Source organism: Curtobacterium sp. MCPF17_050 (genome assembly GCF_003224435.2).
In the GTDB taxonomy this organism is placed as follows: Bacteria; Actinomycetota; Actinomycetes; order Actinomycetales; family Microbacteriaceae; genus Curtobacterium.
Window position 1 is genome coordinate 2,022,289 of record NZ_CP126250.1, and the last position, 24,896, is coordinate 2,047,184.

At 72.2% G+C, this 24,896-nt stretch carries 23 protein-coding genes; 6 read left to right on the forward strand and 17 right to left on the reverse strand.

The window, feature by feature from the left end; translation table 11 throughout:
- Positions 1-35 precede the first annotated feature (35 nt).
- The gene (locus tag DEJ34_RS09565; RefSeq protein WP_110901491.1) at positions 36-1,166 is read left to right on the forward strand and encodes a glutamate--cysteine ligase; all 1,131 of its coding nucleotides are present in this window, start codon (positions 36-38) and stop codon (positions 1,164-1,166) included.
- Between the two features lie 91 nt (positions 1,167-1,257).
- Here the strand turns inward: DEJ34_RS09565 and ffh are convergent, their stop codons facing one another.
- From ffh to DEJ34_RS09580, 3 genes are all read right to left on the reverse strand, one after another.
- Positions 1,258-2,805, reverse strand: coding sequence for a signal recognition particle protein (gene ffh, locus DEJ34_RS09570; protein WP_110901492.1), 1,548 nt, complete (start codon positions 2,803-2,805; stop codon positions 1,258-1,260).
- A 71-nt stretch (positions 2,806-2,876) separates the two neighbouring features.
- On the reverse strand, positions 2,877-3,857 hold the full coding sequence (locus tag DEJ34_RS09575; protein WP_146234153.1) for a hypothetical protein: 981 nt from the start codon (positions 3,855-3,857) through the stop codon (positions 2,877-2,879).
- On the reverse strand, positions 3,854-4,225 hold the full coding sequence (locus tag DEJ34_RS09580; RefSeq protein ID WP_110901494.1) for a PadR family transcriptional regulator: 372 nt from the start codon (positions 4,223-4,225) through the stop codon (positions 3,854-3,856). The genes DEJ34_RS09575 and DEJ34_RS09580 overlap by 4 nt, the downstream gene beginning before the upstream one ends.
- A gap of 222 nt (positions 4,226-4,447) precedes the next feature.
- Between DEJ34_RS09580 and lipB the strand changes: the two genes are divergently transcribed.
- Both lipB and lipA read left to right on the forward strand, forming a co-directional pair.
- Complete coding sequence (gene lipB / locus DEJ34_RS09585) at positions 4,448-5,176, forward strand: lipoyl(octanoyl) transferase LipB (RefSeq protein ID WP_110911884.1); 729 nt, start codon at positions 4,448-4,450, stop codon at positions 5,174-5,176.
- Positions 5,173-6,156, forward strand: a complete 984-nt coding sequence (lipA, locus tag DEJ34_RS09590; protein WP_110901496.1) for a lipoyl synthase — start codon at positions 5,173-5,175, stop codon at positions 6,154-6,156. The genes lipB and lipA overlap by 4 nt, the downstream gene beginning before the upstream one ends.
- 147 nt (positions 6,157-6,303) lie before the next feature.
- Here lipA and DEJ34_RS09595 read toward each other — a convergent pair whose 3' ends face one another.
- The 3 genes from DEJ34_RS09595 to ftsY are packed head-to-tail and all read right to left on the reverse strand — an operon-like array spanning position 6,304 to position 8,717.
- Positions 6,304-6,471 carry a hypothetical protein gene (locus DEJ34_RS09595; RefSeq protein ID WP_181419521.1) on the reverse strand — a complete coding sequence of 56 codons (168 nt, stop codon included), beginning with the start codon at positions 6,469-6,471 and terminating at the stop codon, positions 6,304-6,306.
- A gap of 21 nt (positions 6,472-6,492) precedes the next feature.
- A complete protein-coding gene (locus DEJ34_RS09600) occupies positions 6,493-7,851 on the reverse strand; it encodes a glycosyltransferase family protein (protein ID WP_110826138.1) in 1,359 nt (452 codons plus the stop codon).
- Positions 7,848-8,717 (reverse strand): signal recognition particle-docking protein FtsY, encoded by an 870-nt coding sequence (gene ftsY / locus DEJ34_RS09605; RefSeq protein ID WP_110826137.1) that lies wholly within the window; start codon positions 8,715-8,717, stop codon positions 7,848-7,850. The genes DEJ34_RS09600 and ftsY overlap by 4 nt, the downstream gene beginning before the upstream one ends.
- Positions 8,718-8,945: 228 nt before the next feature.
- Here ftsY and DEJ34_RS09610 point away from each other — a divergent pair, with 228 nt between their 5' ends.
- Positions 8,946-9,974 (forward strand): TerC family protein, encoded by a 1,029-nt coding sequence (locus tag DEJ34_RS09610; RefSeq protein ID WP_110826136.1) that lies wholly within the window; start codon positions 8,946-8,948, stop codon positions 9,972-9,974.
- Positions 9,975-10,089: 115 nt separating this feature from the next.
- Here DEJ34_RS09610 and DEJ34_RS09615 read toward each other — a convergent pair whose 3' ends face one another.
- The 7 genes from DEJ34_RS09615 to DEJ34_RS09645 all read right to left on the reverse strand — a co-directional run bounded on the left by DEJ34_RS09615 (position 10,090) and on the right by DEJ34_RS09645 (position 19,242).
- The gene (locus DEJ34_RS09615; RefSeq protein ID WP_110911885.1) at positions 10,090-13,842 is read right to left on the reverse strand and encodes a chromosome segregation SMC family protein; all 3,753 of its coding nucleotides are present in this window, start codon (positions 13,840-13,842) and stop codon (positions 10,090-10,092) included.
- 30 nt (positions 13,843-13,872) lie between these two features.
- Positions 13,873-14,838, reverse strand: a complete 966-nt coding sequence (mutM, locus tag DEJ34_RS09620; protein WP_110901498.1) for a bifunctional DNA-formamidopyrimidine glycosylase/DNA-(apurinic or apyrimidinic site) lyase — start codon at positions 14,836-14,838, stop codon at positions 13,873-13,875.
- Positions 14,839-14,842: 4 nt separating this feature from the next.
- Entirely contained in the window at positions 14,843-15,574 is a 732-nt protein-coding gene (gene rnc / locus DEJ34_RS09625; protein WP_110901499.1) for a ribonuclease III, read from the reverse strand.
- A gap of 13 nt (positions 15,575-15,587) precedes the next feature.
- Positions 15,588-15,791, reverse strand: a complete 204-nt coding sequence (rpmF, locus tag DEJ34_RS09630; protein ID WP_022905230.1) for a 50S ribosomal protein L32 — start codon at positions 15,789-15,791, stop codon at positions 15,588-15,590.
- A gap of 47 nt (positions 15,792-15,838) precedes the next feature.
- Positions 15,839-16,417 carry a YceD family protein gene (locus DEJ34_RS09635; RefSeq protein WP_258368392.1) on the reverse strand — a complete coding sequence of 193 codons (579 nt, stop codon included), beginning with the start codon at positions 16,415-16,417 and terminating at the stop codon, positions 15,839-15,841.
- Between the two features lie 80 nt (positions 16,418-16,497).
- Positions 16,498-16,986: a pantetheine-phosphate adenylyltransferase gene (gene coaD / locus DEJ34_RS09640; protein WP_110890942.1), complete on the reverse strand. Its 489-nt coding sequence runs from the start codon at positions 16,984-16,986 to the stop codon at positions 16,498-16,500.
- A gap of 27 nt (positions 16,987-17,013) precedes the next feature.
- Positions 17,014-19,242: an ATP-dependent DNA helicase RecG gene (locus tag DEJ34_RS09645; RefSeq protein ID WP_110901513.1), complete on the reverse strand. Its 2,229-nt coding sequence runs from the start codon at positions 19,240-19,242 to the stop codon at positions 17,014-17,016.
- 212 nt (positions 19,243-19,454) lie between these two features.
- Between DEJ34_RS09645 and DEJ34_RS09650 the strand changes: the two genes are divergently transcribed.
- A complete protein-coding gene (locus DEJ34_RS09650; RefSeq protein ID WP_110826160.1) occupies positions 19,455-20,018 on the forward strand; it encodes an RsmD family RNA methyltransferase in 564 nt (187 codons plus the stop codon).
- A 118-nt stretch (positions 20,019-20,136) separates the two neighbouring features.
- Here the strand turns inward: DEJ34_RS09650 and thiL are convergent, their stop codons facing one another.
- The gene (gene thiL, locus DEJ34_RS09655; protein ID WP_375342321.1) at positions 20,137-21,240 is read right to left on the reverse strand and encodes a thiamine-phosphate kinase; all 1,104 of its coding nucleotides are present in this window, start codon (positions 21,238-21,240) and stop codon (positions 20,137-20,139) included.
- Positions 21,241-21,264: 24 nt separating this feature from the next.
- Here thiL and DEJ34_RS09660 point away from each other — a divergent pair, with 24 nt between their 5' ends.
- Complete coding sequence (locus DEJ34_RS09660; RefSeq protein ID WP_110901500.1) at positions 21,265-21,747, forward strand: DUF3515 family protein; 483 nt, start codon at positions 21,265-21,267, stop codon at positions 21,745-21,747.
- A gap of 12 nt (positions 21,748-21,759) precedes the next feature.
- On the opposite strand, the gene DEJ34_RS09665 is transcribed toward DEJ34_RS09660, so the two are convergent.
- The 3 genes from DEJ34_RS09665 to DEJ34_RS09675 form a co-directional block, all read right to left on the reverse strand.
- A complete protein-coding gene (locus DEJ34_RS09665) occupies positions 21,760-22,905 on the reverse strand; it encodes a D-alanine--D-alanine ligase family protein (RefSeq protein ID WP_110890944.1) in 1,146 nt (381 codons plus the stop codon).
- A 31-nt stretch (positions 22,906-22,936) separates the two neighbouring features.
- On the reverse strand, positions 22,937-23,950 hold the full coding sequence (locus DEJ34_RS09670) for an NAD(P)H-dependent glycerol-3-phosphate dehydrogenase (protein WP_110826158.1): 1,014 nt from the start codon (positions 23,948-23,950) through the stop codon (positions 22,937-22,939).
- 106 nt (positions 23,951-24,056) lie between these two features.
- Positions 24,057-24,887: a lysophospholipid acyltransferase family protein gene (locus DEJ34_RS09675; RefSeq protein WP_258367625.1), complete on the reverse strand. Its 831-nt coding sequence runs from the start codon at positions 24,885-24,887 to the stop codon at positions 24,057-24,059.
- Positions 24,888-24,896: the final 9 nt, after the last annotated feature.

Sequence of the window (24,896 nt, forward strand, 5' to 3'; positions counted from 1 at the left end):
CGCCGATCCGTCAGGTGGACGGGCAGGATGGCCCCATGGACATCCGGTTCACCGAATCAGCCCCGTCGACGATCGGCGTCGAGTGGGAGCTGCCCCTCGTCGACCGCGCGACGGGTGACCTCGCTCCCCGGGCACCGGCTGTGCTCGCCGCCGTGCGGGAGCGCCTGGGCGATGCGGACCGGGTGACGGAGGAGCTCCTGACGAACACGGTCGAGGTCGTCACCGGCGTCCACCGTTCGGTCGGCGGGGCGACGCGGGAACTCTCCGGCATCATCGGCGAGGTCATCGACGCCGCGACTCCCCTCGACGCCGACGTGATGTGTTCCGGCACACACCCGTTCGCCCAGTGGGACCAGCAGGAGATCACCCCGGACAGCGAGCACTACGCGGAACTCATCGACCGGACCCGCTGGTGGGGACGGCAGATGCTCATCTGGGGCGTCCACGTGCACGTCGGCATCGACGACCGGGACAAGGCCGTCCCGATCATGAACGCGATGCTCGGCTTCGTCCCGCACCTGCAGGCGTTCACCGCGTCGAGTCCGTTCTGGGGTGGCACCGACACCGGCTACGCGTCGAACCGGGCCCTGATGTTCCAGCAGCTCCCGACCGGCGGACTCCCGCCGCAGCTCGGGGCATGGGCGAACTTCGAGGAGGTCGTCGGGGACCTCGTGCACACCGGCGTGATCGACGGCGTGAAGGACCTGCGCTGGGACATCCGACCGTCGCCGGGCTGGGGCACGCTGGAGAACCGCGTGTCCGACGGGATCTCCACGCTCGACGAGGTCGGCGCCGTCACCGCCCTCGTGCAGTGCCTGGTGACCGAGAGCTCCGACCGGCTCGACGCCGGCGAGACCCTCCAGGCGATGCAGCCCTGGTTCGTCCGCGAGAACAAGTGGCGCGCTGCCCGGTACGGCATGGATGCCGAGATCATCACGAACGTCGCCGGCGACGAACGGCTCGTGACCGACGAGGTGCACGACCTCGTCACCCGGCTCGACCCGGTCGCCGAGCGGCTCGGTTGCCAGCAGGAGCTGCACCACCTCGACACGATGATCGAGCGCGGCGCGTCATACCAGCGGCAACTCGCGGTGGCGCAGGAGAACAGCGGGGACCTGCGCGCCGTGGTCCGGCACCTCGTCGCGGAGCTGCGCGACTCGCTCTGACACCCGCCGGACGCACGACGGGAGGCCCGTCACCAGCCGGTGACGGGCCTCCCGTCGTGATGGTGGTCGCGTGCGCGACCCCTGGTCGTGGTCAGCGACCGAGGAACTTCTGGAGCGAGGCGAGCTCCTCCTCGCTGGGTGTCTTGCCGCCCTTGCCCATGCCGAGCCCGAGCCCGGCGCCGGACGGTGCCTGCTGCGGGGTGGCCGGGGTGCCCGCGGCGAGCGCCGCGCGCTTGGCCGGGTTGCCGACCTTCTTCTTCTTGGTCTGCGGCTGCTGCTTCTTGCCGCCGTGCATGCCCGGGATCGGTCCCATGCCCGGCATCTGCGGCACACCGCCGCGCGCCACGGTCTTCATCATCTTCGCGGCCTGCTCGAACCGGTTGACGAGGGCGTTCACCTCGGTCACGGTCGAGCCGGCACCGCGCGCGATGCGGAGACGACGGGAACCGTTCAGGAGCTTCGGCAGTTCGCGTTCCTGCGGCGTCATCGACTGGATGATCGCCTCGGTGCGGATGATCTCCCGCTCGTCGAAGTTGTCGAGCGCCTCGCGCATGCCCTTCGCACCCGGGAGCATGCCGAGCATGCCCTTGATCGAGCCGGCCTTGCGCAGCTGCTGCATCTGCTGCAGGAAGTCGTTCAGCGTGAAGTTGTCGGACGCGATCTTGTCCGCGACCTTGCGCGCCTCTTCCTCGTCGAACGCGCCCTGCGCCTGCTCGATGAGGGACAGGATGTCGCCGAGGTCGAGGATGCGGCTCGCCATGCGGTCCGGGTGGAACGGCTCGAAGTCGTCGAGCCCCTCACCCGTCGAGGCGAACATGATCGGCCGGCCCGTGACCGACGCGACCGACAGCGCCGCACCACCGCGGGCATCGCCGTCGAGCTTCGACAGCACGACGCCGGTGAAGTCGACGCCCTCCTGGAAGGCACGGGCGGTGTTCACCGCGTCCTGACCGATCATCGCGTCGATGACGAACAGGACCTCGTCCGGGTCGACCGCCTTGCGGATGTTCGCCGCCTGCTTCATGAGCTCGGCGTCGACACCGAGTCGACCGGCGGTGTCGACGATGACGGTGTCGTACTGCTGGTCGACGGCGGCCTTGATCGCGTTCTTGGCGACCTTGACCGGGTCGCCGACGCCGTTGCCGGGCTCCGGGGCGAAGACGTGCACGCCGGCCTGCTCACCGACGACCTGCAGCTGCTGCACGGCGTTCGGACGCTGGAGGTCCGCCGCGACGAGCATCGGGGTGTGGCCGTCCTTCTTGAGCCACTTGCCGAGCTTGCCCGCGAGGGTCGTCTTGCCGGCGCCCTGCAGACCCGCGAGCATGATGACCGTCGGGGGTCGCTTGGCGAACTCGAGGCGGCGCTGCTGCCCGCCGAGGATGCCCACGAGTTCTTCGTTGACGATCTGGACGACCTGCTGCGCCGGGTTGAGGGCCTTGTTGACCTCGTCCGAGAGCGCACGTTCACGCACGGCGGCGGTGAACGACTTCACCACCTCGAGCGCGACGTCCGCGTCGAGCAAGGCCCGCCGGATCTCGCGGACGGTGCCGTCCACGTCGGACGGGGTCAGCCGTCCCTTGCTCCGCAGGTTGCGGAAGGTCTCGGTGAGCCGATCGGAGAGTGAACCGAATTGCGCCATGATCCGACCATCCTACCGTCCGCGGTCGTCGGCCCGGGAGGCGCTGCGCGGGCCCGCACCGCCGGCGCCGTTCACGCCCGCTCGCGTCGGAACCGCTCGGGGACCCGGCGGGCGACCACCAGGGCGACGAGCGCCATCGCGGTCGACCCGACCGCCATGAGGAGCGAGGCGACGTCCTCGGAGGCGAAGTACCGGAGCGTGATGGTCCCTGCGAGCGCCCACGGCATCCAGGCCACGGCGAGCGCTGCCGCGATGTCCGTCCGGCGACGACGGACCAGTCCGACCACCGTCACGAGGACCAGGACCCCGGTGCCGCCGAGGAGCGCCGGCGTCACCGCGGCGCCCCACCACGCGCCGTCCGTGAAGAGCGTCGACTCGAACGGGTGACCGGTCGGCAGCTGCAGGCCGGCGAAGAGCGCCAGCCCGACGGTGACGACCGCGAACGCGACGCCGAGCGCTCGACGGTCCCGTGGATCGCCGACGTTCGCGACCACGACGAGCGCCGCCACCGTCACGAGCGTGGTCGTCCCCGGTCCGTTCCAGTTCTCGGTCGCTTGCACGGTGATCCGTGCGACGACGACGCCGAGCACGGCGATCACCGCGGACACGTGAGCGAGGATCCGCTGCCGGACGAGGGCGGCGAGCGCTCCCATCAGCACCGGGACCGCGAAGAGCACCCCGGGGTTGCGGAACGGGCCGAACCACGGCAGCTCAGGCCAGGCCGTCCCCGCCGGTGGCCCCCACGGCACCCAGGACACCGCGAGCAGGTAGACCAGGGCGAAGCCGGCCGCGGAGCCGGTGCCGATCGACGCGGCGAGCGCCCGGACGTCGGCCGGCACGACGGCGTTGACGCGTTCGCGGAGGCCCTGCCACCGCAGGTCCGCGAGTTCTCCGTGCGCCGGTCGGTCGCGGCCCTCCCCCTCGGCGACGTCGAGCAGGGTGCCGAGCATCGCCGACCCGTGCGTCCGCCGCCACCGGGACGGGTACCACCCGAGCACCCGTCCGTATTCGCGTTCCAGGCTCGCGCCCTGTCCCAGCCTCGTGTTCGTCACGACACTCCCCCCAGTCGGATGTGGATGCTGCGTGTGGCCGGAGCCGGCCGCCACGCGGTGAGCCGCGCGCGTGCAGCGGCGGCGTTGGCCTCGATGCGGCGGACCTCGGCGTCGAGTACGTCGGCGCCGGTGTCGGTGAGTTCGAAGTAGCGACGGAGTCGTCCGTCGACGACCTCTTCGCCCGCCTCGGCGACCAGGCCCTGGTCGAGGAGCCGGTCGAGCACGGCGTAGAGCGTGCCGACCTTGAGTCGCACCCGCCCCTCGGACAACTCGGCGGCGTCGCCGATGAGCCCGTACCCGTGCTTGCGCCCTCCGGCGAGGGAGGTCAGCACGAGCAGGGTCGGTTCGCGCATCTCCGGCGTGCTCATGTAGCAAGGATACTCTTCTCATCAGAGTATGACAAGGCGCAGGAGCCGCGATCCTGTTCAGGCAGCGAAGCGCGGTCGACGGAGGCTCGCCAGATCGCCGAGGACTCCTCCTGAGCGGCGGTGCGCCGCTGGTCGTGAGACCGCAGCGGAGCGCCAGTGCCGGTCCGCTTCGTCCGCAACCGGGTTCTTGTACGCAGTCCAACTACTCGGTACCCTCGGCCCATGACCGACCTCGAGGTGGTCCGTCGGCCGGGACTCCTGCCCTACACCGAGGGGCTCGCGCTGCAGCGGTCGCTGCACACCGACGTCGTCGCCGGGCGTTCCCCGGGGGTCCTGGTCCTCTGCGAGCACCCGTCCGTCTACACCGCCGGGCGACGGACCCAGCCCGCTGACCTGCCGACGGGCGGCTCTCCGGTCGTCGAGGTCGACCGCGGTGGCCGGATCACCTGGCACGGCCCGGGACAGCTGGTCGCGTACCCGATCGTCCGGCTCGGCGAGCCGCTCGACGTCGTCGCGTGGGTCCGGTCGCTCGAGCAGGTGCTCATCGACGCGGCGGCGGCCGTCGGCGTTCCCGCCGAGCGGGTGCCGGGGCGGAGCGGAGCCTGGGTCGGGACCGGGCCGACGGCGGCGAAGGTCGGTGCGGTCGGACTGCACGTGTCCCAGGGGGTCTCGAGCCACGGCATCGCGCTCAACTGCTCGAACCCGTTGACGGCCTTCGAGGCGATCGTGCCGTGCGGCATCGCCGACGCCGGCGTGACGACGTTGAGCCTCGCCGCCGGACGACCGGTCTCCGTGGACGACGTCGTCGAGGTGGTGACCGCCGGCGTCCTCGATGCCGTGGCCGCGGTACGCGGAGGCGCCCCGAGCCGGCCGTGGGACGAGACGACCGTGCACGCCGGAAGCGGGTCGGGCCTCCCGGCCGCCGCCGATCGACAGGAGACCGCAGCATGACCCTCGCCCCGGAAGGCCGGCGGATGCTCCGCGTCGAGGCACGCAACGCCGAGACCCCCATCGAGGCGAAGCCCGCATGGATCAAGACCCGCGCCACGCAGGGCCCGGCGTACCGGGAGCTCACCGACCTGGTGCGTGACCAGCGCCTCCACACGGTCTGCCAGGAGGCCGGCTGCCCGAACGTGTTCGAGTGCTGGGAGGACCGCGAGGCCACGTTCCTCATCGGCGGCTCGCAGTGCACCCGCCGCTGTGACTTCTGCCAGATCGACACCGGCAGGCCGGAGCCCCTGGACCGGGACGAGCCGCGGCGCGTCGCGGACTCGGTCGCTGCCATGCAGCTGCGGTACGCGACGGTCACCGGCGTCGCGCGGGACGACCTCGACGACGGCGGCTCATGGCTCTACGCCGAGACGATCCGCGCTGTCCACGAGCACTCCCCCGGCACCGGCGTCGAGATCCTCGTGCCGGACTTCTCCGGCCGACCGGACCAGCTCGGTGCGGTGTTCGACGCCCGGCCCGAGGTCTTCGCCCACAACGTCGAGACCGTCCCGCGCATCTTCAAGCGCATCCGCCCGGCGTTCCGCTACGACCGCTCCCTCGACGTCATCACACAGGGGCGGGACGCCGGTCTCGTGACGAAGTCGAACCTCATCCTCGGCATGGGCGAGGAACGGCACGAGGTCGAGGACGCCCTGCAGCAGCTCCGCGACGCGGGGACGGACATCATCACGCTGACGCAGTACCTCCGCCCCTCGCCGCGGCACCTGCCCGTCGCTCGGTGGGTGCGACCGGAGGAGTTCGTCGAGCTCCGCGAGCTGGCCGAGGGCATGGGGTTCGCCGGTGTCCTCGCCGGACCGCTCGTGCGGTCGTCCTACCGGGCCGGACGCCTCTGGGCCCGGGCGACGGTCGCTCGCGGTGGGACGGTGCCGGCGCACCTGGCGCACCTGCTCGAGGCGCCGGCAGGTCGACAGTCGGTCTGACTCCCGGACCGGCGGGCACCAACGGCAGCGGCCGGCCGGGAGGCCTCCCACCGGTCCGGGCCGTTCGTCACCTCGACAGCGCGACCGGAACGACGACTGGCGCGTCCCCGCCGAACGGGACGCGCCAGTGGCCGTGGTGTCGCGACGTCAGACGCGCGAGCCGCCTCCGCGCACGCGCCGGAGGATCCACCCCACGACGGCGAGCACGATGAGCACCAGCCCGATGAAGAGCAGGGCCTTGAGCGCGGCGCTGACGATGCCGGTGATCAGCAGGACGACGCCGACGATGATCGCGATGATGAGCAGTGCGGGCATGAGATGTCCTCTTCCGGTCGGTCAGGTACCAGCCGGACGGTACACGTCAGCAGGCTGCTGCGCGCGCCGGTCGACGTCGACGTCCACACCCTGAGCGACGTCACTGTCCACGGCACGACTGCGGAGGAAGACGACCGCCAGGATCGGCAGCAGGATGATCTGTCCCCAGATGCCGATCGACTGCGCCTCGTCCGCCCAGCTCCGCGCCGTCATGCCGACCGCCTTCAGCGCGAAGCTGTGGAACCAGCCGACGAAGAGCAGCAGGTTCGCCGTCATGTACGCGACGACCCACCACAGGCGGATGCGCACGACCGCGAAGAACGGGGTGAGCCACAGGACGTACTGCAGCGAATCGACCTTGTTCGCGACCAGGTAGGCGCAGAGCAGGGCCGCACTCGTCTCGATCCACGGCATCCGACCGCGGCGGAGCCCGATGAGGAGCCCGACGACCAGGACGGCCAGCACGGCGACCGCGGTCGCTCCGGTGGAGAGCAGGTTCAGCTTGTGCTGCACGCCCGGGTCGGGGTTCGCCGACCACGGCTGCAGGCCCCAGTACCAGACCGACATCGTGCTCGGGTCGATGGCCCGGGTGCCCTGGAACCGGATGACGGAGAACCACGACGTGGCGTTGACGACCACGAACGGCAGGTTGGCCGCGAGCACCACGCCGACGGCACCCGCCACGGCAGCGGCCGCGCGGCGGAACCGGTCAGGCCACGCCACACCGGCGTCGACCAGGAAGGCGAGGACGAACGGTGCGACGAACGCGAGCGGGTAGAGCTTGAAGGCCCCGCCGAGGCCGAACAGCGCCCCGACGACGACCGCTCGCCAGACGGGTGCGCGTCCGGCCGGCCACCGCACCGCGGCGAACAGGCCGGCAGCGGTGCAGAGCACGGTGAGCAGGTCCCAGTTGTAGAGCGCGTAGAGGAACAGCGGCGGAGTCGCGGCGAAGACCCAGGCGCGGCGCCCGGCGACGCGGGCCAGGAACACGGTGACCAGGACCACCACGGGCACGAAGGTGATCGCCGTGACGACGAGGAACCCGCGCAGCGAGTCGACGGGCAGTGCCGACAGCCAGGCCCAGAGGCCGGTCAGCGTCGGGTACTCGAGGGTGCCGGGCGGCAGACCGCGGTCGGTGAGCTCCCCGACGTAGGGGAACACGTGCGACCCGAGGTCGCGGATCCCCCACAGGCTGAGGGTGTCGCCGAGGCACGCGTGCCCCGTCACGTACGCCAGGTCCAACCCGTCCGCCGCGCACTGCAGCTTGTGGAACAGGCTCCCGAACGTGAGCGCGACGGCGACGCAGCACATCACCACGAGCTCGAGGACGGAGACGCCGCCGGGAGCGCGGTCGGTCAGCCGGCGGAGGACGGGACTCACCCGACCAGGTTCTGCACGAAGACGTGCGGCGTGAAGCCGGTCAGGTCGTTGATGCCCTCGCCCTGGCCGATGAGCTTGATCGGGATGCCCGTCTTCTCCTGCACGCTGAGCACGAACCCGGCCTTGGCCGACCCGTCGAGCTTCGTGATGACGAGTCCCGTGACCCCGGCGCCCTCGATGAAGGCCTGCGCCTGCGCGAGCCCGTTCTGCCCGGTCGTCGCGTCGAGCACGAGCAGGACCTCGGCGATCTCGGTCTGCTTCTCGACGACGCGCTTGATCTTGCCGAGCTCGTCCATCAGCCCGGCCTTCGTGTGCAGCCGGCCGGCGGTGTCGATGACGACGATCTCCGTGCCCTCGCGGATCGCACGCTCGACAGTCTGGTACGCCACCGACGCCGGGTCCTGCCCGGGCTGTGCGGGGCGGACGACGTCGACGCCGGCACGCTGCGCCCACGTCGCGACCTGCTCGACGGCCGCGGCGCGGAACGTGTCGGCGGCGCCGACCAGGACCGTGCGGTCGTAGGTGCGGAGGAACTTCGCGAACTTCCCGATGGTGGTGGTCTTGCCGACGCCGTTGACGCCGACGACGAGGACCACGGCGGGACGGTTGCTCAGCTTGAGCGTCGTGTCGAGCTTCGACAGCCGCTCCTCGAGCACCTCGCGCAGCATGCGGTTGAGGTCGGCGGGGTCCGTCGTGTCGTACCGGGCGACGCGCGCACGGAGGTCCTCGATGATCTCCTCGGAGATGTCGGGGCCGAAGTCCGCGCCGATCAGCGCCGTCTCCAGGTCCTCCCACGTCGTCTCGTCGATGGTCTTCCGCTGGAACAGACCACGGAGCCGGGAGGACAGGGACCAACTACTCGCCATGTTCCCAGCTTACGGGTGCCCACTCGGTGCCGGCCTTCGGTAGGGTCGGAGTCGCGAAGGGGAGTATTCCCTCTCGGCGACCCCGTCAGTACGGCCCGGAACGACCCGGACCCGGGGCGTCGGTCGCGGCCCCACCGGATCACCGGACGGGACCGCGGCGGAAGAGACCTTCAGGCTCCGGCGTACCCACTTTCTCTGTGTGGCACGCCCCTGACCTGGAGGCTCTCCATGGACGTCCCCCTGTACGTGTGGCTCTTCACGATCGCAGGCATCCTCGGCCTGCTCGTGTTCGACTTCTTCTCGCACGTGCGCACGCCGCACGTGCCGCACATCCGCGAATCGGCCTTCTGGTCCATCGTCTACATCGCGCTCGCGATCCTGTTCGGTGTCGGCGTGTGGGTGTTCGGCGGCGGACAGGCCGGCGGTGAGTACTTCGCCGGCTGGTTGACCGAGAAGGCGTTGTCGGTCGACAACCTCTTCGTCTTCCTCATCATCATGACGACCTTCGCGGTGCCGAAGGAGTTCCAGCAGAAGGTCCTGCTCGTCGGTGTCGCGATCGCCCTCGTGGCGCGCGGTGTCTTCATCGCCCTCGGCGTCACGATCATCGAGAACTTCTCGTGGGTCTTCTACCTGTTCGGTCTCCTCCTGTTCTGGCTCGCGTGGTCGCAGGCCAAGGGCGGCGACGAACACGGTGCCGAGGAGGGCGACTCGAAGCTCATCCGTCTGCTCCGCCGCGTGATCCCGACCTCCGAGCACTACGACGGTGACCGCCTCACCACCAAGGTCGACGGCAAGCGCCTCTTCACCCCGATGCTGCTCGTCATGGTCTCGATCGGCCTGACGGACGTGCTCTTCGCGCTCGACTCGATCCCCGCGATCTTCGGGCTGACGCAGGACGCGTTCATCGTGTTCACCGCGAACGCGTTCTCGCTCCTCGGTCTCCGCCAGCTCTACTTCCTCATCGCCGGCCTGCTCGAGCGGCTCATCTACCTCGGTCAGGGCCTGGCCGTCATCCTCGCCTTCATCGGCGTGAAGCTCGTCTTCCACGCCCTGCACGTCAACGAGGTGCCGTTCATCAACGGCGGTCAGCACGTCGAGTGGGCGCCCGAGATCCCGATCTGGTTCTCGCTGGGCTTCATCCTCCTGACGATCACCGTCGCGACGGTCGCGAGCCTCGTCGTGTCGAAGAAGCGCCAGCAGCGCGGCCTCACCCCGACCGGCGAGCCGGCGGACGCCGTCGAGGCCGACGCGAAGTAGTCGCCACCTGCACGCCTGACAGGAGGCTCCCCACCGGTCACGGCCGACCCGCCGCTGGCGCGTCGGTCCGGAACGGGCCGGTGGGGAGCCTCCCGTCCGTCTCCGACCGCGTCGGCTACGCGACCGCTGCGGCGGGCTCGGGCTTCTGCACCCGCTGTCCGACGACGGCGGACACGCCGTCCTGCCGCATCGAGACCCCGTACAGCGCGTCGGCGATCTCCATGGTCCGCTTCTGGTGTGTGATGACGATGAGCTGCGACGACTCCTGCAGCCGCCCGAACACGGTGAGCAGGCGGCCGAGGTTCGCGTCGTCGAGCGCCGCCTCGACCTCGTCCATGATGTAGAACGGGCTCGGCCGGGCCGTGAAGATCGCCACGAGCAGCGCCACGGCAGCCAGGGACCGCTCCCCACCGGACAGCAGCGTCAGCCGGTCGATCTTCTTGCCCGCGGGCTTGACCTGCACGTCGATGCCGGTGGTGAGCAGGTCGTCCGGGTTCGTCAACGTGATCGACCCGGAGCCGCCGGGGAACAGGATCGGGAACACGACGTCGAACGCCTCGCGGGTGTCCTCGAACGCGGACGCGAAGATGGTCTGCATCTTCCCGTCGAGCTCCTCGATGATCGTCAGGAGGTCGGCGCGGGTCTTCTGCAGGTCGTCGAGCTGGTCGGACAGGAACGCGTGCCGCTGCTCGAGCGCCTGGAACTCCTCGAGCGCGAGCGGGTTCACCTTGCCGAGCCGCCCGAGGTCACGCTCGGCCGCGGCGAGTCGACGCTCCTGCTCGGCGCGGACGTACGGCGTGGTCGGGACGTCCGCGGGGTCGACGTCGGGTGCCTCGTACTCGGGCAGGGCAGGCCCGCCGGGCAGGGTCGAGCCGGCGGCGAGCACGGTCTCGTCGCTGTCGTCGGTCTCGTCGGTCTCGTCGGTCTCGTCGTCACCGACCGGGTCGAGGTTGTCAGCGGCCGTGTCCTCGGCCCCCGTCGACACGTCCTCGGCAGCGGCCGCTCGTGCCGCCTCGCGGTGCCGTCGTGCGAGCACCCGCGGGTCGATGAGCACGTCGACCGGCACGGGGACGTCCGGCCCGTACTCGGCGACGAGCACGGTCTCGCCGAGCCCGAGTTCGCTCTGCGCCCGGTCGAGGACCCCGGACAGGTGCAGCCGCTTCTCGTAGATCTCCATCTCGAGCGAGTGCACCCCGTCGGTGATGGTCTGCAGACGGTCCCGCAGCTCGCGCTCCTCGTTCCGGATGCCCTGCAGCTCGGTGTTGCGCTTCGTGCGCTCGGACTCCTCGGTCGCGAGCTGCACCCGGGCCTCGGCCAGCGAACGATCGACGGCGGCGAGGACCACCGGCAGGTCGGCCAGGACGCCCTCGGCCGAGGCGATCTGCCCCCGTCGGATGACCGCGAGACGCGCAGCCTCCTCGGCCGCCGCCCGCTCCGCACCGAGTTGCCGCTCGAGCTGGTCCGCCCGACGCCGCTCGGCCCGGGCACGCTCGCGGGCGGTCTCGACCTGCAGTCGGTGTTCGATCTCCGCCGCCCGGGTGGCGTCGACGGCGTCCTGCGCCGCCGGCCGGGCGGACGCGTCGACGACCGGGCGCGGGCGCTCCGCGAAGGCCCGGAGCTCCGCCTCGGCCGCGGCGAGTGCCGCTTCGGAGGCCGCGGTCGCACCGTCCGTCTCGGCGAGGGCTGCGCGCAGCCGCTCGACCTCGGCAGCGGTGTTCTCAGCCCGGGCCCGGGCGGAGGCACTGGTCCGGTCGTACTCCGCGGTCGCGCGGGCGTGGGCGCGCGCAGCCTGGTCCGCCTCGTCCACCGCCCGCCGTGCGGCCTCGACCGCGGTCCGCGCAGCCTGGAGGCCCGCGGCCGCCTCCTCCGCCTCGCTCACCACGGTCTCCCGGCGGGTGGCCGCTGCGTCGCGGTCCGCGGTCAACTCGATGCGGGACGTCGAGCGCTGCCCGCCGCCGGTCACCCGCGCCGCGCGCACGAGGTCGCCGGACCGCGTGACCACCGTGGCGTCCGGGGCGGCCGCGAGCACCGCCTCCAGGTCGACGTCGTCCCGGTCGGCGACCAGCGTCTCCGTCAGGACCGCGGTGAGCGCGGGCGGGCCGGCGACGACGTCGAGCGCGGCTCGGACGCCGGGCGGCAGTGCGGCGGGCAGCCGTGACGCACTGCCGGCCACGTCGGCGACGACCACGTCGATGCGACCGAGGTCCGCGGCCCGGGCGTGGTCGACGGCGTCGAGCGCAGCCCGCCGGTCCTCGGCGAGCACGGCGTCCGCGAGCCCGTCGAGTGCGGTGGCGACGGCCGCCTCGTAGCCGGGCGTGACCGTGAGACGGTCGGCGAGCCGGCCGGCGATCCCCTCGCGACCGGCGTCGATGAGCGCTTGCGAACCGTCACGGACGTCGATCGAGAGCGCGAGCGCCGCGATGCGGGCGTCGAGGGCGTCCCGTTCACGCTCGAGCGCGTGCAGCCGGTCCCGGTGCGCGTCCCGGTCCGCCTGGGCTCGGTCGAGCTGGTCGCGGGCCGCCGCCAGTGTCGCGGTGAGTGTCTCGTCGTCGGTGTCCAGCGCCGGGTCGCGACCGAGGTCCTCCAGGGCGGCAGCGGCCTGCTCGGCACGGACGACCGCCTCGGAGAGCGCTCGCTCCCGCCGCTCCCGGTCGGCGACGGCCGACGATCGCCGCGAGCGCGCCACCTCGACGGCTCCGGCGAGCCGCTGGCCGTCCAGGTCGTGCTGCGCGACGAGGGCAGCCTGCGCGGCGATCTGCTCGTCGAGCGCGTCGAGTGCGGCACGAGCGGCCTGCACCCGCTCACCGACGGCGGTCGTCCCACCCTGCATCTCCTGCGCACGCAGGTCGAGCCGGTCGGCTTCGGCGCGGACGCCGGCGACCCGCTCGGGCGTGACGGTCGGGCCCTGCTGCGGTGCCTCGGCCTGCTGCGCGAGGAACATCAGCCGCTGGTTCGCGAGCATCGACAGGCTGCGCAGTCGCTCCTGCACGCTCTCCAACCGGTGGACCACGGTCCGGGCGCGGTCGGCGTCGTCGCCGACCATGCTCTGCTCGACCTGCTGCTGCCGCTGCCGGATCTGCTCGAGCCGCTCCTGCAGGACGATGCGCTCGGACTTCCGACCGGTCTCGACCTCGACGTGGTCGCGCAGTTCGCGCCGCAACCGCACGACGTCGTCGGCGAGCAGGCGGGCCTTGGCGTCCCGGGCGACGGCCGCGACCGACTGCGCCTTGCGGGCCACCTCGGCCTGGCGTCCGAGCGGTTTGAGCTGCCGGCGGATCTCCCCCGCCAGGTCCGACAACCGTGTCAGATTCGTCTGCATCGCGTCGAGCTTCCGGAGCGTCTTCTCCTTCCGGCGGCGGTGCTTGAGGATGCCGGCAGCCTCCTCGATGAACCCGCGCCGGTCCTCCGGGGTGGCGTGCAGCACCTTGTCGAGCTGGCCCTGCCCGACGATGACGTGCATCTCCCGGCCCAGCCCGGTGTCGCTCAGCAGCTCCTGGACGTCGAGCAACCGACAGTTCTCGCCGTTGATGGCGTACTCGCTGCCACCGTTCCGGAACAGCGTCCGCGAGATCGTCACCTCGGCGTACTCGATCGGCAGCAGACCGTCGGCGTTGTCGATCGTCAGGGTCACCTGTGCGCGACCGAGGGGACCGCGGGTGGCGGTGCCGGCGAAGATGACGTCCTCCATCTTGCCGCCGCGGAGGGTCTTCGCCCCCTGCTCCCCCATCACCCAGGCAAGGGCGTCGACGACGTTCGACTTGCCGGAGCCGTTCGGGCCGACGATGCACGTGACGCCCGGCTCGAACGCGAACGTCGTGGGCTGCGCGAAGGACTTGAACCCCTTGAGGGTCAGGCTCTTCAGGTACATGCGGTCTCCGGCTGGTCGGTTCGCGTCAGGCTAACGCCTGCGCTGCCGCGGAGCGGGCTGGCACACGGGGCAGCGGTGGCTCGACCGGTTCATGAAGGCCTCACGCACGATCGCGGTGCCGCACCGCGGGCAGGGCTCTCCCTGCTGGCCGTACACCGCGAGGCGTTGCGAGAAGTACCCGGACTGCCCGTTCACGTTGACGTACTGCGCGTCGAAGCTCGTCCCGCCGTCCTCGAGCGCGCGGCGGAGCACGGCCCGGACCTCGTCGAGGAGCAGGTGCAGCGTCGCCCGGGGCAGCCGGTCGGCCGGTCGGTCGAAGTGCAGGCGCGCTGCCCACAGCGACTCGTCCGCGTAGATGTTCCCGATGCCGCTGATCACCCCCTGGTCGAGCAGCACACGCTTGATGCCGCTGGACCGCTTCCGCGCCGCGGCGGTGAAGCGGTCGTCGTCGAACGCGGGGTCGAGCGGGTCCCGGGCGATGTGCGACACCTGGAACGGGATCCGTCGGCGCCAGTCGGCTCGCGGGTCGGTCGTGTCGATCTGCCCGGCGTGGCCGGCGGCAGCGCCGTCGACCGTGGGCAGCATCCGGTCGATCGCCATCGACCCGAAGGTGCGCTGGTCGACGAACTCGAGCTGCACTGGCGTTTCCCGGACGCCGTCCCGGTCCGTCCCGGGAGGCTGCACGTCGAGGACGATCCGCCGGTGCCGTGCGGCGGGTCGGTCGCGGCCGAGCAGGATCTGGCCGCTCATGCCGAGGTGCGCGACCAGTGCTTCGGGTCGGTCCCCGTCGGGATCCAGCGGGAACCACATGAACTTCCCGCGACGGACGGCCGCGGCGATCGTCCGCCCGGTCAGGCGGTGCGCGAAGTCCTCGGCAGGCCCGTCGTGGCGGGTGAGTGCGCGCTCGTCGTGCACCTGCACGGCGAGCACCCTGGCGCCGGTGACGGCGGGTTCGAGGCCGGCGCGGACGACCTCGACCTCGGGGAGTTCGGGCACCCCGTCAGCCCTCGACGGGACGTCCGGACAGTCGCGTCCAGGCGTCGAGCGCGGCGGACATCTCCGCCGTCTTCTTGCTCGTGCCGGTGCCGGTGGCGACGTCCTCGCCCTGCAGCACGACCGTCGCGTGGAAGGTCTTGTCGTGGTCCGGGCCCGCTTCGGTGATGCGGTAGGCGGGGTTGCCGAGCGAGCGCGCGGAGGCAAGCTCCTGCAGGCTCGTCTTCGGGTCCATCGCGGCGCCGAACCGCGCGGGGTCGACCAGCAGCGGCGCGACGAGCCGCAGCACCAGGTCGGTGGCGGCGTCGGCGCCGGCGGACAGGTACGTCGCCCCGATCACGGCTTCCACCGTGTCGGCGAGGATCGACGACTTGTCGCGACCACCGGTCTGCTCCTCGCCCTTGCCGAGCCGGAGGTACGCGCCGAGCCCGATGTGGCGGGCGATCTCGGCGAGGGCGACCGTGGAGACGAGGCTCGCGCGCCGCTTGGCGAGCTCGCCCTCGTCGAGTTCCGGGTAGTCACGGAACAGCTTGACGGTCACGGCCTGCCCGAGGATGGAGTCACCGAGGAACTCGAGCCGCTCGTTGTGCCCGATCCCGCCGTGCTCGTACGCGTACGAGCGGTGGGTGAGGGCGAGCTGCAGGAGTTCCGGGTCCACCGGCACGTCGAGGAGGTCGCGCAGACGAACGACGTCCGGCCCCACGGGGCGGGACCCCGCGGCGCCGGACGTCGCAGTCATGAGGGGAGTCCGATCAGACGTCGGCGACCTTGCGGCCCTTGTACTCCATGTACAGGGGCGTGCCGGCCGAGTCCTCGACGACCTTCGCGCGGTGCGGGAGGCTGTAGGTGACCTTGCCGTTCTCGATCGTCTTCACGAGCTGGACCGGTGCGGCCTTCCACTGCGATCGACGGGCGTGCGTGTTCGCACGGGACTGCTTGCGCTTGGGGACGGCCATGGTGGTTCTCTTTCGCTTGGTCGGTGGTCAGTCGTGGGCGGTGGCGGTCACTCGGCCTGGTCGGCCGGCGTCCGCTCCTCGTCCGCGGTGGTCTGGTCGGGCGTGCTGTCGTCGAACTGGATCCCGCTGAGCGCAGCCCAGCGAGGATCGGTGGCCGACGTGGTCGGCCGCTCGCCGATGTCCGCCAGGCGCTCACCCGTCTCCGGGTCGAGTCCTGGGCAGTCCGGCCGGCAGACCGGCTGGAACGGCAGTGACAGCACCACCGCGTCTCGGACGACCGGTTCACAATCCACGTGGTCATCGTGAACCTGGTAGTCGAATTCCTCCGAGGCATCATACGCGAACAGTTCCGCGAATTCGACCTCGACGAGCTCGCTGACGTCGATGAGGCAGCGCGAGCACTCCCCCGTCGCCTCGGCCCGGGCGGTGCCGGACGCGAGCACACCCTCGTGGAGGCCCTCGAGCTTCACGTCGAGGTGCATCTGGTCGCCCTCGCGCACGGCGATGAGACCGGCGCCGAGGGTGCTCGGGACGGTGATGTCGAGCGACACCTCGCGCATGTCGCCCGGCCGGTGCGCGAGGTCACGCACACGCAGGGCGTAGGGGCTGTTCACGGAGGAAGACACGATCAACCAGCCTACCCCGCTCAGGCCGACGAGTCGAGCACCCGGAGCGTGTCGAGGGCGGCCGTCCGTCGGTCCGGCCGTCAGGCCCGCCCGGCGAGCGCGCGGGCCACCGCGTCGGGCACGTACGGCGTCACGTCGCCACCGAGGGACGACACCTGCCGGATGAGCGAGCTCGAGACGTGCGCCCGGGCGGCGTCCGGCAGCAGGAAGACCGTCTCCACCCCGGCGAGGTGCCGGTTCATGATCGCCATCGGGGTCTCGTAGGCCACGTCCTCGCCGGACCGCACGCCCTTCACCAGGATCTTCGACCCCACCTGCCGGCAGTAGTCGACCAGGAGCCCGGCCGTCCACTCCCCGACCACGACCCGGCCCGGGATCCCGAGCTCCGTGACGGACTGCCGGATGAGCCGGACCCGGTCCCCGGCGTCGAACAGTGCCGCCTTCTTGTCGGGGTTGTGCACGACGAGCACGTGCACCTCGTCGAACAGGTCCACGGCACGGGCGATCACGTCGAGGTGTCCCAGCGTCACGGGGTCGAACGAGCCGGGCACCACGGCGATCTTCGTCATGCGGGCGACGATACCGGCCGACGCCGCTCAGTTCTTCCCGAGGAAGGCCGCGTCGGACTCGTCGAGGCGGCGTGCGAGGGCGTCCCGGAGCGCGGGACTGCCGCTCAGGTCCGGGTCGTCCTCCAGGAGGCGTTCGGCCTCCTCCCGCGCGTCCACGATGAGGTCGGCGTGCTGCACCACGCGCAGGAGCGTCAACGACGACCGCCCACCCGACTGCCGTTCGCCGAGCACGTCGCCCTCCCGGCGCAGTTCGAGGTCGACCCGTGCCAGCTCGAACCCGTCGTCGGACGCGGCCACCGCGTCCACGCGCTCTCGCGACACCGTGTCGGTCTCGGCGGCGGTGACGAGCAGGCAGACGCCCGCGTACTGCCCGCGACCGATGCGCCCGCGCAACTGGTGCAGCTGCGAGACGCCGAACCGGTCGGCGTCGAGCACCGCCATCATCGAGGCGTTCGGGACGTCGACGCCGACCTCGATCACCGTCGTCGCGACGAGCACGTCGACCGCGCCGTCGGCGAAGGACGTCATCACGCGGTCCTTCTCCTCCGCCGACATCCGGCCGTGCAGGACCTCGATGCGCCGCCCCGCGAGCACGGGCATGGCGCGCATCCGTTCCGCGGTCGCGAGGACCGTCGCGGGCTTCCTGGTCGGCGTGCCGTCGGCGTCGGCGCCGCCCGGCGTGCCGTCAACCGCGGCTCCGTCGCCGGCGGGACCGGGCGTCCCGTCGTCCTCGCCGTGCGCGTCGTCGATCGCCGGACAGACGACGAACGCCTGGCGCCCGTCCGCCAGCTCCTCGGCCATCCGCGTCCAGATGCGGGACTCCCACCCGGGGTGCTCGGCGAGCCCGACGGTGAACGTCTCGACCCCGGCCCGGCCCGACGGCATGCCCTGGATCGTCGAGACGTCGAGGTCGCCGAACACGGTCATCGCCACGGTCCGCGGGATGGGCGTCGCGGTGAGGACGAGCACGTGCGGTGGCGTCGAGCCCTTCGTCCGCAGGGCCTCACGCTGCTCCACCCCGAAGCGGTGCTGCTCGTCCACGACCACCAGGCCGAGTTCGGCGAAGTCGACCCGGTCGCCGAGCAACGCGTGCGTGCCGACCACGAGGCGGGACCCACCGGACGCCGCGGCGAGCAGCGCCCGCCGGCGCTCGTCGGTGGACTGCGACCCGGTCAGGATCACCGGACGGAGCTCCGCGGCCAGGTCCGGCCCGAGGAACTTCACGATCGACCGGAGGTGCTGCGCGGCCAGGACCTCCGTCGGGGCGATCAGCGCGGACTGTCCGCCGGACTCCGCCACGGTGAGCATCGCCCGGATCGCGACGAGGGTCTTGCCCGAACCGACCTCGCCCTGCACGAGCCGGTGCATCGGCCAGGTCCCGGCCATGTCCTGCGCGATCTCGGCCCCGACCGACCGCTGGTCGTCGGTCAGGGTGAACGGCAGGCTCGCGTCGAAGCGCTCGAGGACGCCGCCGGGCGACGCGGTCCGGGCGACGGACGCCGTGGCCCGCGCCGCGATCCGGCGCTGCACCAGCGCGGTCTGCAGCACGAACGCCTCGCGGTAGCGCAGGGCGTCCTGCGCCCGTTTGAAGTCGGACACCTTCTCCGGCCGGTGCAGCAGTTCGAGTGCCCGACGGAACGGCACGAGGTCGAGCCGGGTCCGGACGGAGGCCGGGATCGGGTCGGCGACGTCCGGCAGCGTGTCGAGGACGACCCCCATGGCCTTCGCGATCTGCCAGGACGACAGGGAGGCCGTGGCCGGGTAGATGGGGATCGGCTGGCGCGACCAGCGGATCGCCTCCTCCGACCCCGGGTCCGCCGTGGCGCGGGGGTCGTCCCGGTCGAAGAGCTCGTAGTCCGGGTGCGCCAGCTGCCGGGCGCCGCGGTAGTCGCCGACCTTGCCGGCGAAGACCCCGCGGGCGCCGGGCACGAGGTCCTTCGTCCGCCACCCCTGGTTGAAGAACGTCAGGGTCAGCAGGCCCGTCCCGTCCCCGATCTTGGCCTCGAGGATGGAGCCCCGTCGCGCCCGCATGGTGCGCTCCCGGACCTCGACCACCTCGGCGACGATCGTGACCGACTCGCCGATCGCGAGCGAGTCCAGCGCCGTGAGTGCGCCGCGCTCCGCGTAGCGACGCGGAGCGTGCTCGAGGAACTCCCCGACGGTGCGGTGCCCGAACGCCTTCTCGATCGCCTTCGCCGTCCGCCCGCCGAGGACGTTCGCCAGCCGCACGTCGAGCGGCGCCGGGCCCCACTGCACGGGTCCCCCCACGGCAGCGGACGGCGCGCCGCCGGCCGACGCAGCGCCCGCACGGGCGGCGTCGGCGCCCGCGGCTGGGCTCGTCGGAGCGGCATCGGTGCTGGAGGTGGCCACACGCCAACGGTACCCGCGACGTCCGACCCGCCACGAGCCTCCCCGGCGGGGCTGTGGAGGACGCCGGGGTCGCCGCCGCGGCCCGCTACGGTGGCAGCATGACGCGCATCATCGCCGGCGCCGCCGGGTCCACGACGCTCCGGGTGCCGAAGTCCGGCACCCGACCGACGAGCGACCGTGTGCGCGAGGCGCTGTTCTCCTCCCTCGAGTCGCGCGGGCTCATCGACGACACCTCGGTCGCGGACCTGTACGCCGGAACCGGTGCGCTCGGCCTCGAAGCCGCGTCCCGGGGTGCGGTCGAGGTGTCCCTGGTGGACCGCGCCGCGTCCGCGGCGGCCGCCTGCCGCGAGAACGCGCGCGCGGTGCAGAAGCGCGCGCCTGGTGTCCGCATCGACGTCCACGCACAGCCCGCACTGGGGTACCTGCGGGGGACGGCGAAGACGTTCGACCTCGTCTTCATCGACCCGCCGTACGAGGTCGCCGAGTCCGAGGTCACCGACGTGCTCGAGGCCCTCGTGTCACGCGTGACGCCCGGTGCGGTCGTCGTCGTCGAACGCGGCACCCGATCCCCCGAGCCCACGTGGCCGGCCGGGCTCACCCGGTTCAGCAAGCGCTCGTGGGGCGACACCGTGGCGTGGGAGGCCGTGGCCGACGCCGACTGAGGCTGCCGCCGCTCCATGGTCCGGCACCGGTCCGCGCCGGTCCGGTCGCGGGTCCGGCTCCGGTCGCGGGTCGGGCCTGGTTCCAGGTGCGGCTCCGGTCGCGGGTCCGCTTGTGCGTTCAGCCCGCGACGCCGTCCCAGTCCGCGTACGGGTCCCACCCCGTCGTCGGGACGGGCGTCCCGCCACGGACCAGGTCCACGGGCCGCTCCGCGTGGTCCGCTCCCGCGTGGGACGTGCGCTCGCGCACCACGCCGATCCGGCGGAAGCCGCCCGGCAGGCGCGTCCCGACCGGGAAGGTCGCCAGCAGCCCGTGGTCCTCGCCGCCGTGCAGCGCGACCTCGTCGACCACCCCGTCGGGCGCCGACGCCTCGGCCGGGTCGAGTTCCAGGGTCACGCCACTCGCCCGGGCGAGGCGCCCTGCGTCGATCGCGAGCCCGTCGGACAGGTCGAGCATCGCCGTCGCACCGGCTACGGCAGCCAGCGGACCGTCGGCGATCGGGGGGACCGGGCGGCGCTGCCGGGCGACGTCGGGGTCCGTGTCGGCCCCGCTCGCGCGGACCCGCTCGACGTCGGGCTCCCCCGCGGCGTCGACGCCGTCCCGGAACAGCCGGGCCAGGCCGCGGGCGGCGGCGCCGAGCTCCCCGGAGACAGCGAGGACGTCACCGACCCGGGCACCGGATCGGACGACGGGGTCCCGCCCTCCGAGGTCCCCGAACGCGGTGACGGTCAGCGAGAACGTGGCCGACGTGGACAGGTCGCCGCCGACCACCCCGCACCCCGGAGCGAGGGCGTCGACGGCGAGGCGGAACCCGTCCGCGACGCCCTCCAGCACCGCGACCTGGGTGTCCGGCGGAGCCGCGATCGCGACGACGAGACCGGAGGGCACGGCGCCCATCGCGGCGACGTCGGAGAGGTTCGTGGCGGCGGCCTTCCAGCCGACGTCCTCGGGCGAGGACCACGCCCACCGGAAGTCCGGGCCGTGCACCATCATGTCCGTGGTCACGACGAAGCGGCCGTCTGGGGCGGCGACGACGGCGCAGTCGTCCCCGGGCCCGAGGACCGGGGACCCGGCGGGGAGGCGTCGCGTGACCCGGTCGAGCACCGCGAGTTCGCCGAGCGCTCCGACGGTCGTGCGCTGCGCTCCGGCGGCCGCCCGGGCGTCGACGCCGTCCGGACCGTCGGTGCGGTGCTCGTGCTGGTGCTCGTCGTGCGTCGCGTCCACACGAGAACGGTAGCCTGGACGCCGATGGACACCGCGCGCCGAGGACCCCGCATCATCGCCACCGTGCTCGCCGCGGCGGCCGTCCTGGCCGGGCTGTCCGGCTGCACGAACCCGGTCCGCATGGAGCCCGCTCCCGCCGCGGACGCGGCCGCGTGTGCCGATGCCCAGGTCCGCCTGCCCGCGGTCGTCAACGACACCCTGGCGCTCCGCGACACCTCCGCACAGGCCACGGCGGCGTGGGGGTCCCCCTCCGCCGTGCTCTACCACTGCGGTGTCGCCGTGCCGACGGTCTCCGACCTGCCGTGCTTCTCGCAGGGCTCCGTGGACTGGATCCGCGACGACCGGGGGAAGGAGGTCGTCTACACGACGTTCGGCCGGTCCCCCGCGGTCCAGGTCGTCATCGACACCTCCCGCGCGACGAGCGACGCCCTGCAGGACCTCGGTGACGCCGTGTCACGGCTGCCGGAGGACGGCCACCGCTGCCTCGACCCGCAGGACGTCGACTGACCCGTACGGTCCTCAGCGGACCGCGGCGCGTCCCAGCTCGATGAGCTCCGCGACGAGTTCCGGGTAGGGCAGCCCCGACGCCGCCCAGCAGCGCGGGTACATCGAGAACGGGGTGAACCCCGGCATGGTGTTGACCTCGTTCACGACGAAGCCGTCGTCCGTCAGGAAGCAGTCCACACGGGCCAGCCCGGCGCCGCCGATCGCCTCGAAGGCACGCGCTCCGACGGAACGGATCTCGTCGGTCTCCGCCTCGGTGAGCGGGGCCGGGCACAGCAGCTGCTCGTCACCGCCCAGGTACTTGGCGGCGAAGTCGTAGAAGCCGTCCTCGGCGACGACGATCTCCCCGGGCAGGCTCGTCCGCGGCACGCCGTCACGACCCTCGAGCACGGCGACCTCGACCTCGCGGCCGACGACCCGCGGCTCGACGATCACCTTGCTGTCGTGCTCGAAGGCGAGGTCCATCGCCGCACCGAGCTGAGCGGGGTCGTCGACGCGCGAGACGCCCATGCTCGACCCGGCGCGTGCGGGCTTCACGAACAGCGGGAAGCCGTGCGCGGCGACGGTCTCGGCGACGTCGACCGGCTCGGCCTGCCACTGCCGACGGAGCACCGTCGTCCACGGGGCGACCCGGAGCCCGGCGTGCTCGAGGACCGCCTTCGCGACGTGCTTGTCCATGGCCAGGGCGCTCGCCAGGACGCCGTCGCCGACGTAGGGCAGGCCGGCGGTCTCGAGCAGGCCCTGAACGGTGCCGTCCTCGCCGAAGGGTCCGTGCAGGATCGGGAAGACGACGTCGACGTCCCCGAGCGACTCGACCGAGCCGTCCGGCAGTTCGACGGAGAACCCGCGGGAGTCGCCGGAGAGCGGGAAACGGACGCGGGTGCCGTTGTCCGGCACGGTCGGGAGCTCCTGACCCCGGAGTGCCCAGACCGACGGGTCGTCCGCCTGGAGCGTGAACGCCCCGTCCTTCGTGATGCCGATCGGCAGCAGGTCGTACCGGTCGCGGTCGACGACGTCCATGATGCCGCCGGCGGTCACGCAGCTGATCTCGTGCTCGCTCGACCGGCCACCGAAGAGCACGGCGACGGTGGTCCGCGCGTCGGTGCCGCTCGGCGTGCGCTCGGCGTCGGTCGGTTCGGATGCGGGCGCGGTGCTGCTCATGGACGCTCCAAGCGGTGGGTACCGGGACCGGTCACTCGCCCTGGGGCTCGTCGGTCTCCGTGAGGTGCGGCGCGATGTTGCGCGGATCGAGCCTACCGGCGAGGACCTCGCCCACCTGTCCGACGATGGGCATGTCGACGCCGTTCGCCCGGGCCAGCTCGAGGATGGGCGCGACCGAGGCCAGGCCCTCCGCGGTCTGGTTCATCTGCCGCACGACCTCGTCGAACCGGTACCCCTGCCCGAGCAGGCGCCCGGCGGTGTTGTTGCGCGACAGCGGTGACTGGCAGGTGGCGATGAGGTCGCCGAGGCCGGCCAGCCCGGACAGCGTCGACGGCTGCGCGCCGAGCGACACCGCGAACTCGGTCATCTCGGCGAGGCCGCGGGTGATGATCGACGCCTTGGTGTTCTCGCCGTACCCGACACCGTCGACGATGCCGATTGCCACCGCGATGAGGTTCTTGAGGACCCCACCGAACTCGGTGCCGATCACGTCGGTGTTGATGAAGGAGCGGAAGTACGGGTTCGTCGCCACGGCTGCCACGGCGGTCGCGGTGTCCGCACTGGACGACGACACGACGGCCGCGGTGGGCTGCCGGCGGGCGATCTCGAGCGCCAGGTTCGGTCCGCTCGCGACGGCGATGCGGTCCTGGTCGATGCCGAGGCCGTCGAGGAGCACCTCGCTCATCCGCAGGCCGGTCGCCTTCTCCACGCCCTTCATGAGGCTCACGACGGGCACGTCCGCGGGCAGGAGTTCGCGGATGGCGGCGAGGTTCGAGCGCAGCGTCTGCGACGGCACCGACACGTAGACCTGCTCGGCACCGGACAGCACCGCTGCCAGCGACGTCGACGCGGTGAGGGTCCGCGGCAGGTTGATGCCGGGCAGGTACTCCGAGTTCCGCTTCGTCTCGGTGATCTCCCGCGCGACCTCGGGACGCCGAGCCCAGAGCACGGTCTCGGCCCCGCCCTCGGCGAGCACCTTGGCGAACGTGGTCCCCCAGCTGCCGGCACCGATCACGGCGACCCGTGGCTTGTCGGTCGACTGCATGACGACGCGGATCGCGGCGGTGTCCACGGCGCCGCGGGCTGCGACGGAGGGGTCCGGGTGGTCGTCGTGCGGGCGGAGGCCGGGCGCGCTGGTCCGGTCGGCTGCGTCACTCAAACTTGCCGGTCTCCTTCTGCTTGTTCGCGGTCGGGTCCCAGCGCTCGGCGGGCGCCTGCTCACCGCGGAGGCCCTCGAGCAGCGCGGTGATGCGCTCCATGAGCAGCGCCGTCACCTCGGTGAGGGCCTGCTGGTCGACCGGCTTCCCACGCCACCGCGACAGGTCGAGCGGCTCGCCGTAGACGATGTCGACCTTCGCCGGCGGGAACAGGCGGAGCTTCTTGCCGTACCGCGCCATGATCCGCTGCGTGCCCCAGTGGGCCATCGGGATGAGCGGGACGTCGTTCTCGAGGGCGATCCGCGCCGCCCCGGTCTTGCCGCGCATCGGCCACAGGTCCGGGTCACGGGTGAGCGTGCCCTCGGGGTAGACGATGACCGCGCCGCCGTTCGACACGAGTCCCTTGCCGCCCTTCAGCGGGTCGTTCAGGCGGGTCCGGCCGTTGCGCTCGACGGGGATCTGCCCCATGCCGCTCATGAGCTTGCCGAACACCGGCACGCGGAACAGCGACGCCTTCGCGAGGAACCGCGGCGACCGACGGTGCAGCCACACGGTCGTGCCGACGACGAGCGGGTCGATGTTCGTGTAGTGGTTCGGGGCGAGGACGAACGCCCCCTCCTCCGGCAACCGGTTCGGGCCGTGCCAGCGGTAGCCGGAGGCGAACCGGATGGTCGGGATCACGACGGACCCGGTGATCCGGAAGGCCCGGTTCAGCTCGCCGCGTCGCCACCGCCGACCGGGGACCGGGAGGCCCGTGCGGACCTCTCCGGGGTGTCCCACCTGCGGCAGTTCCAACGCGTCGGGCCCGGTCGTCGGTCGTGCCACGGCGGCACC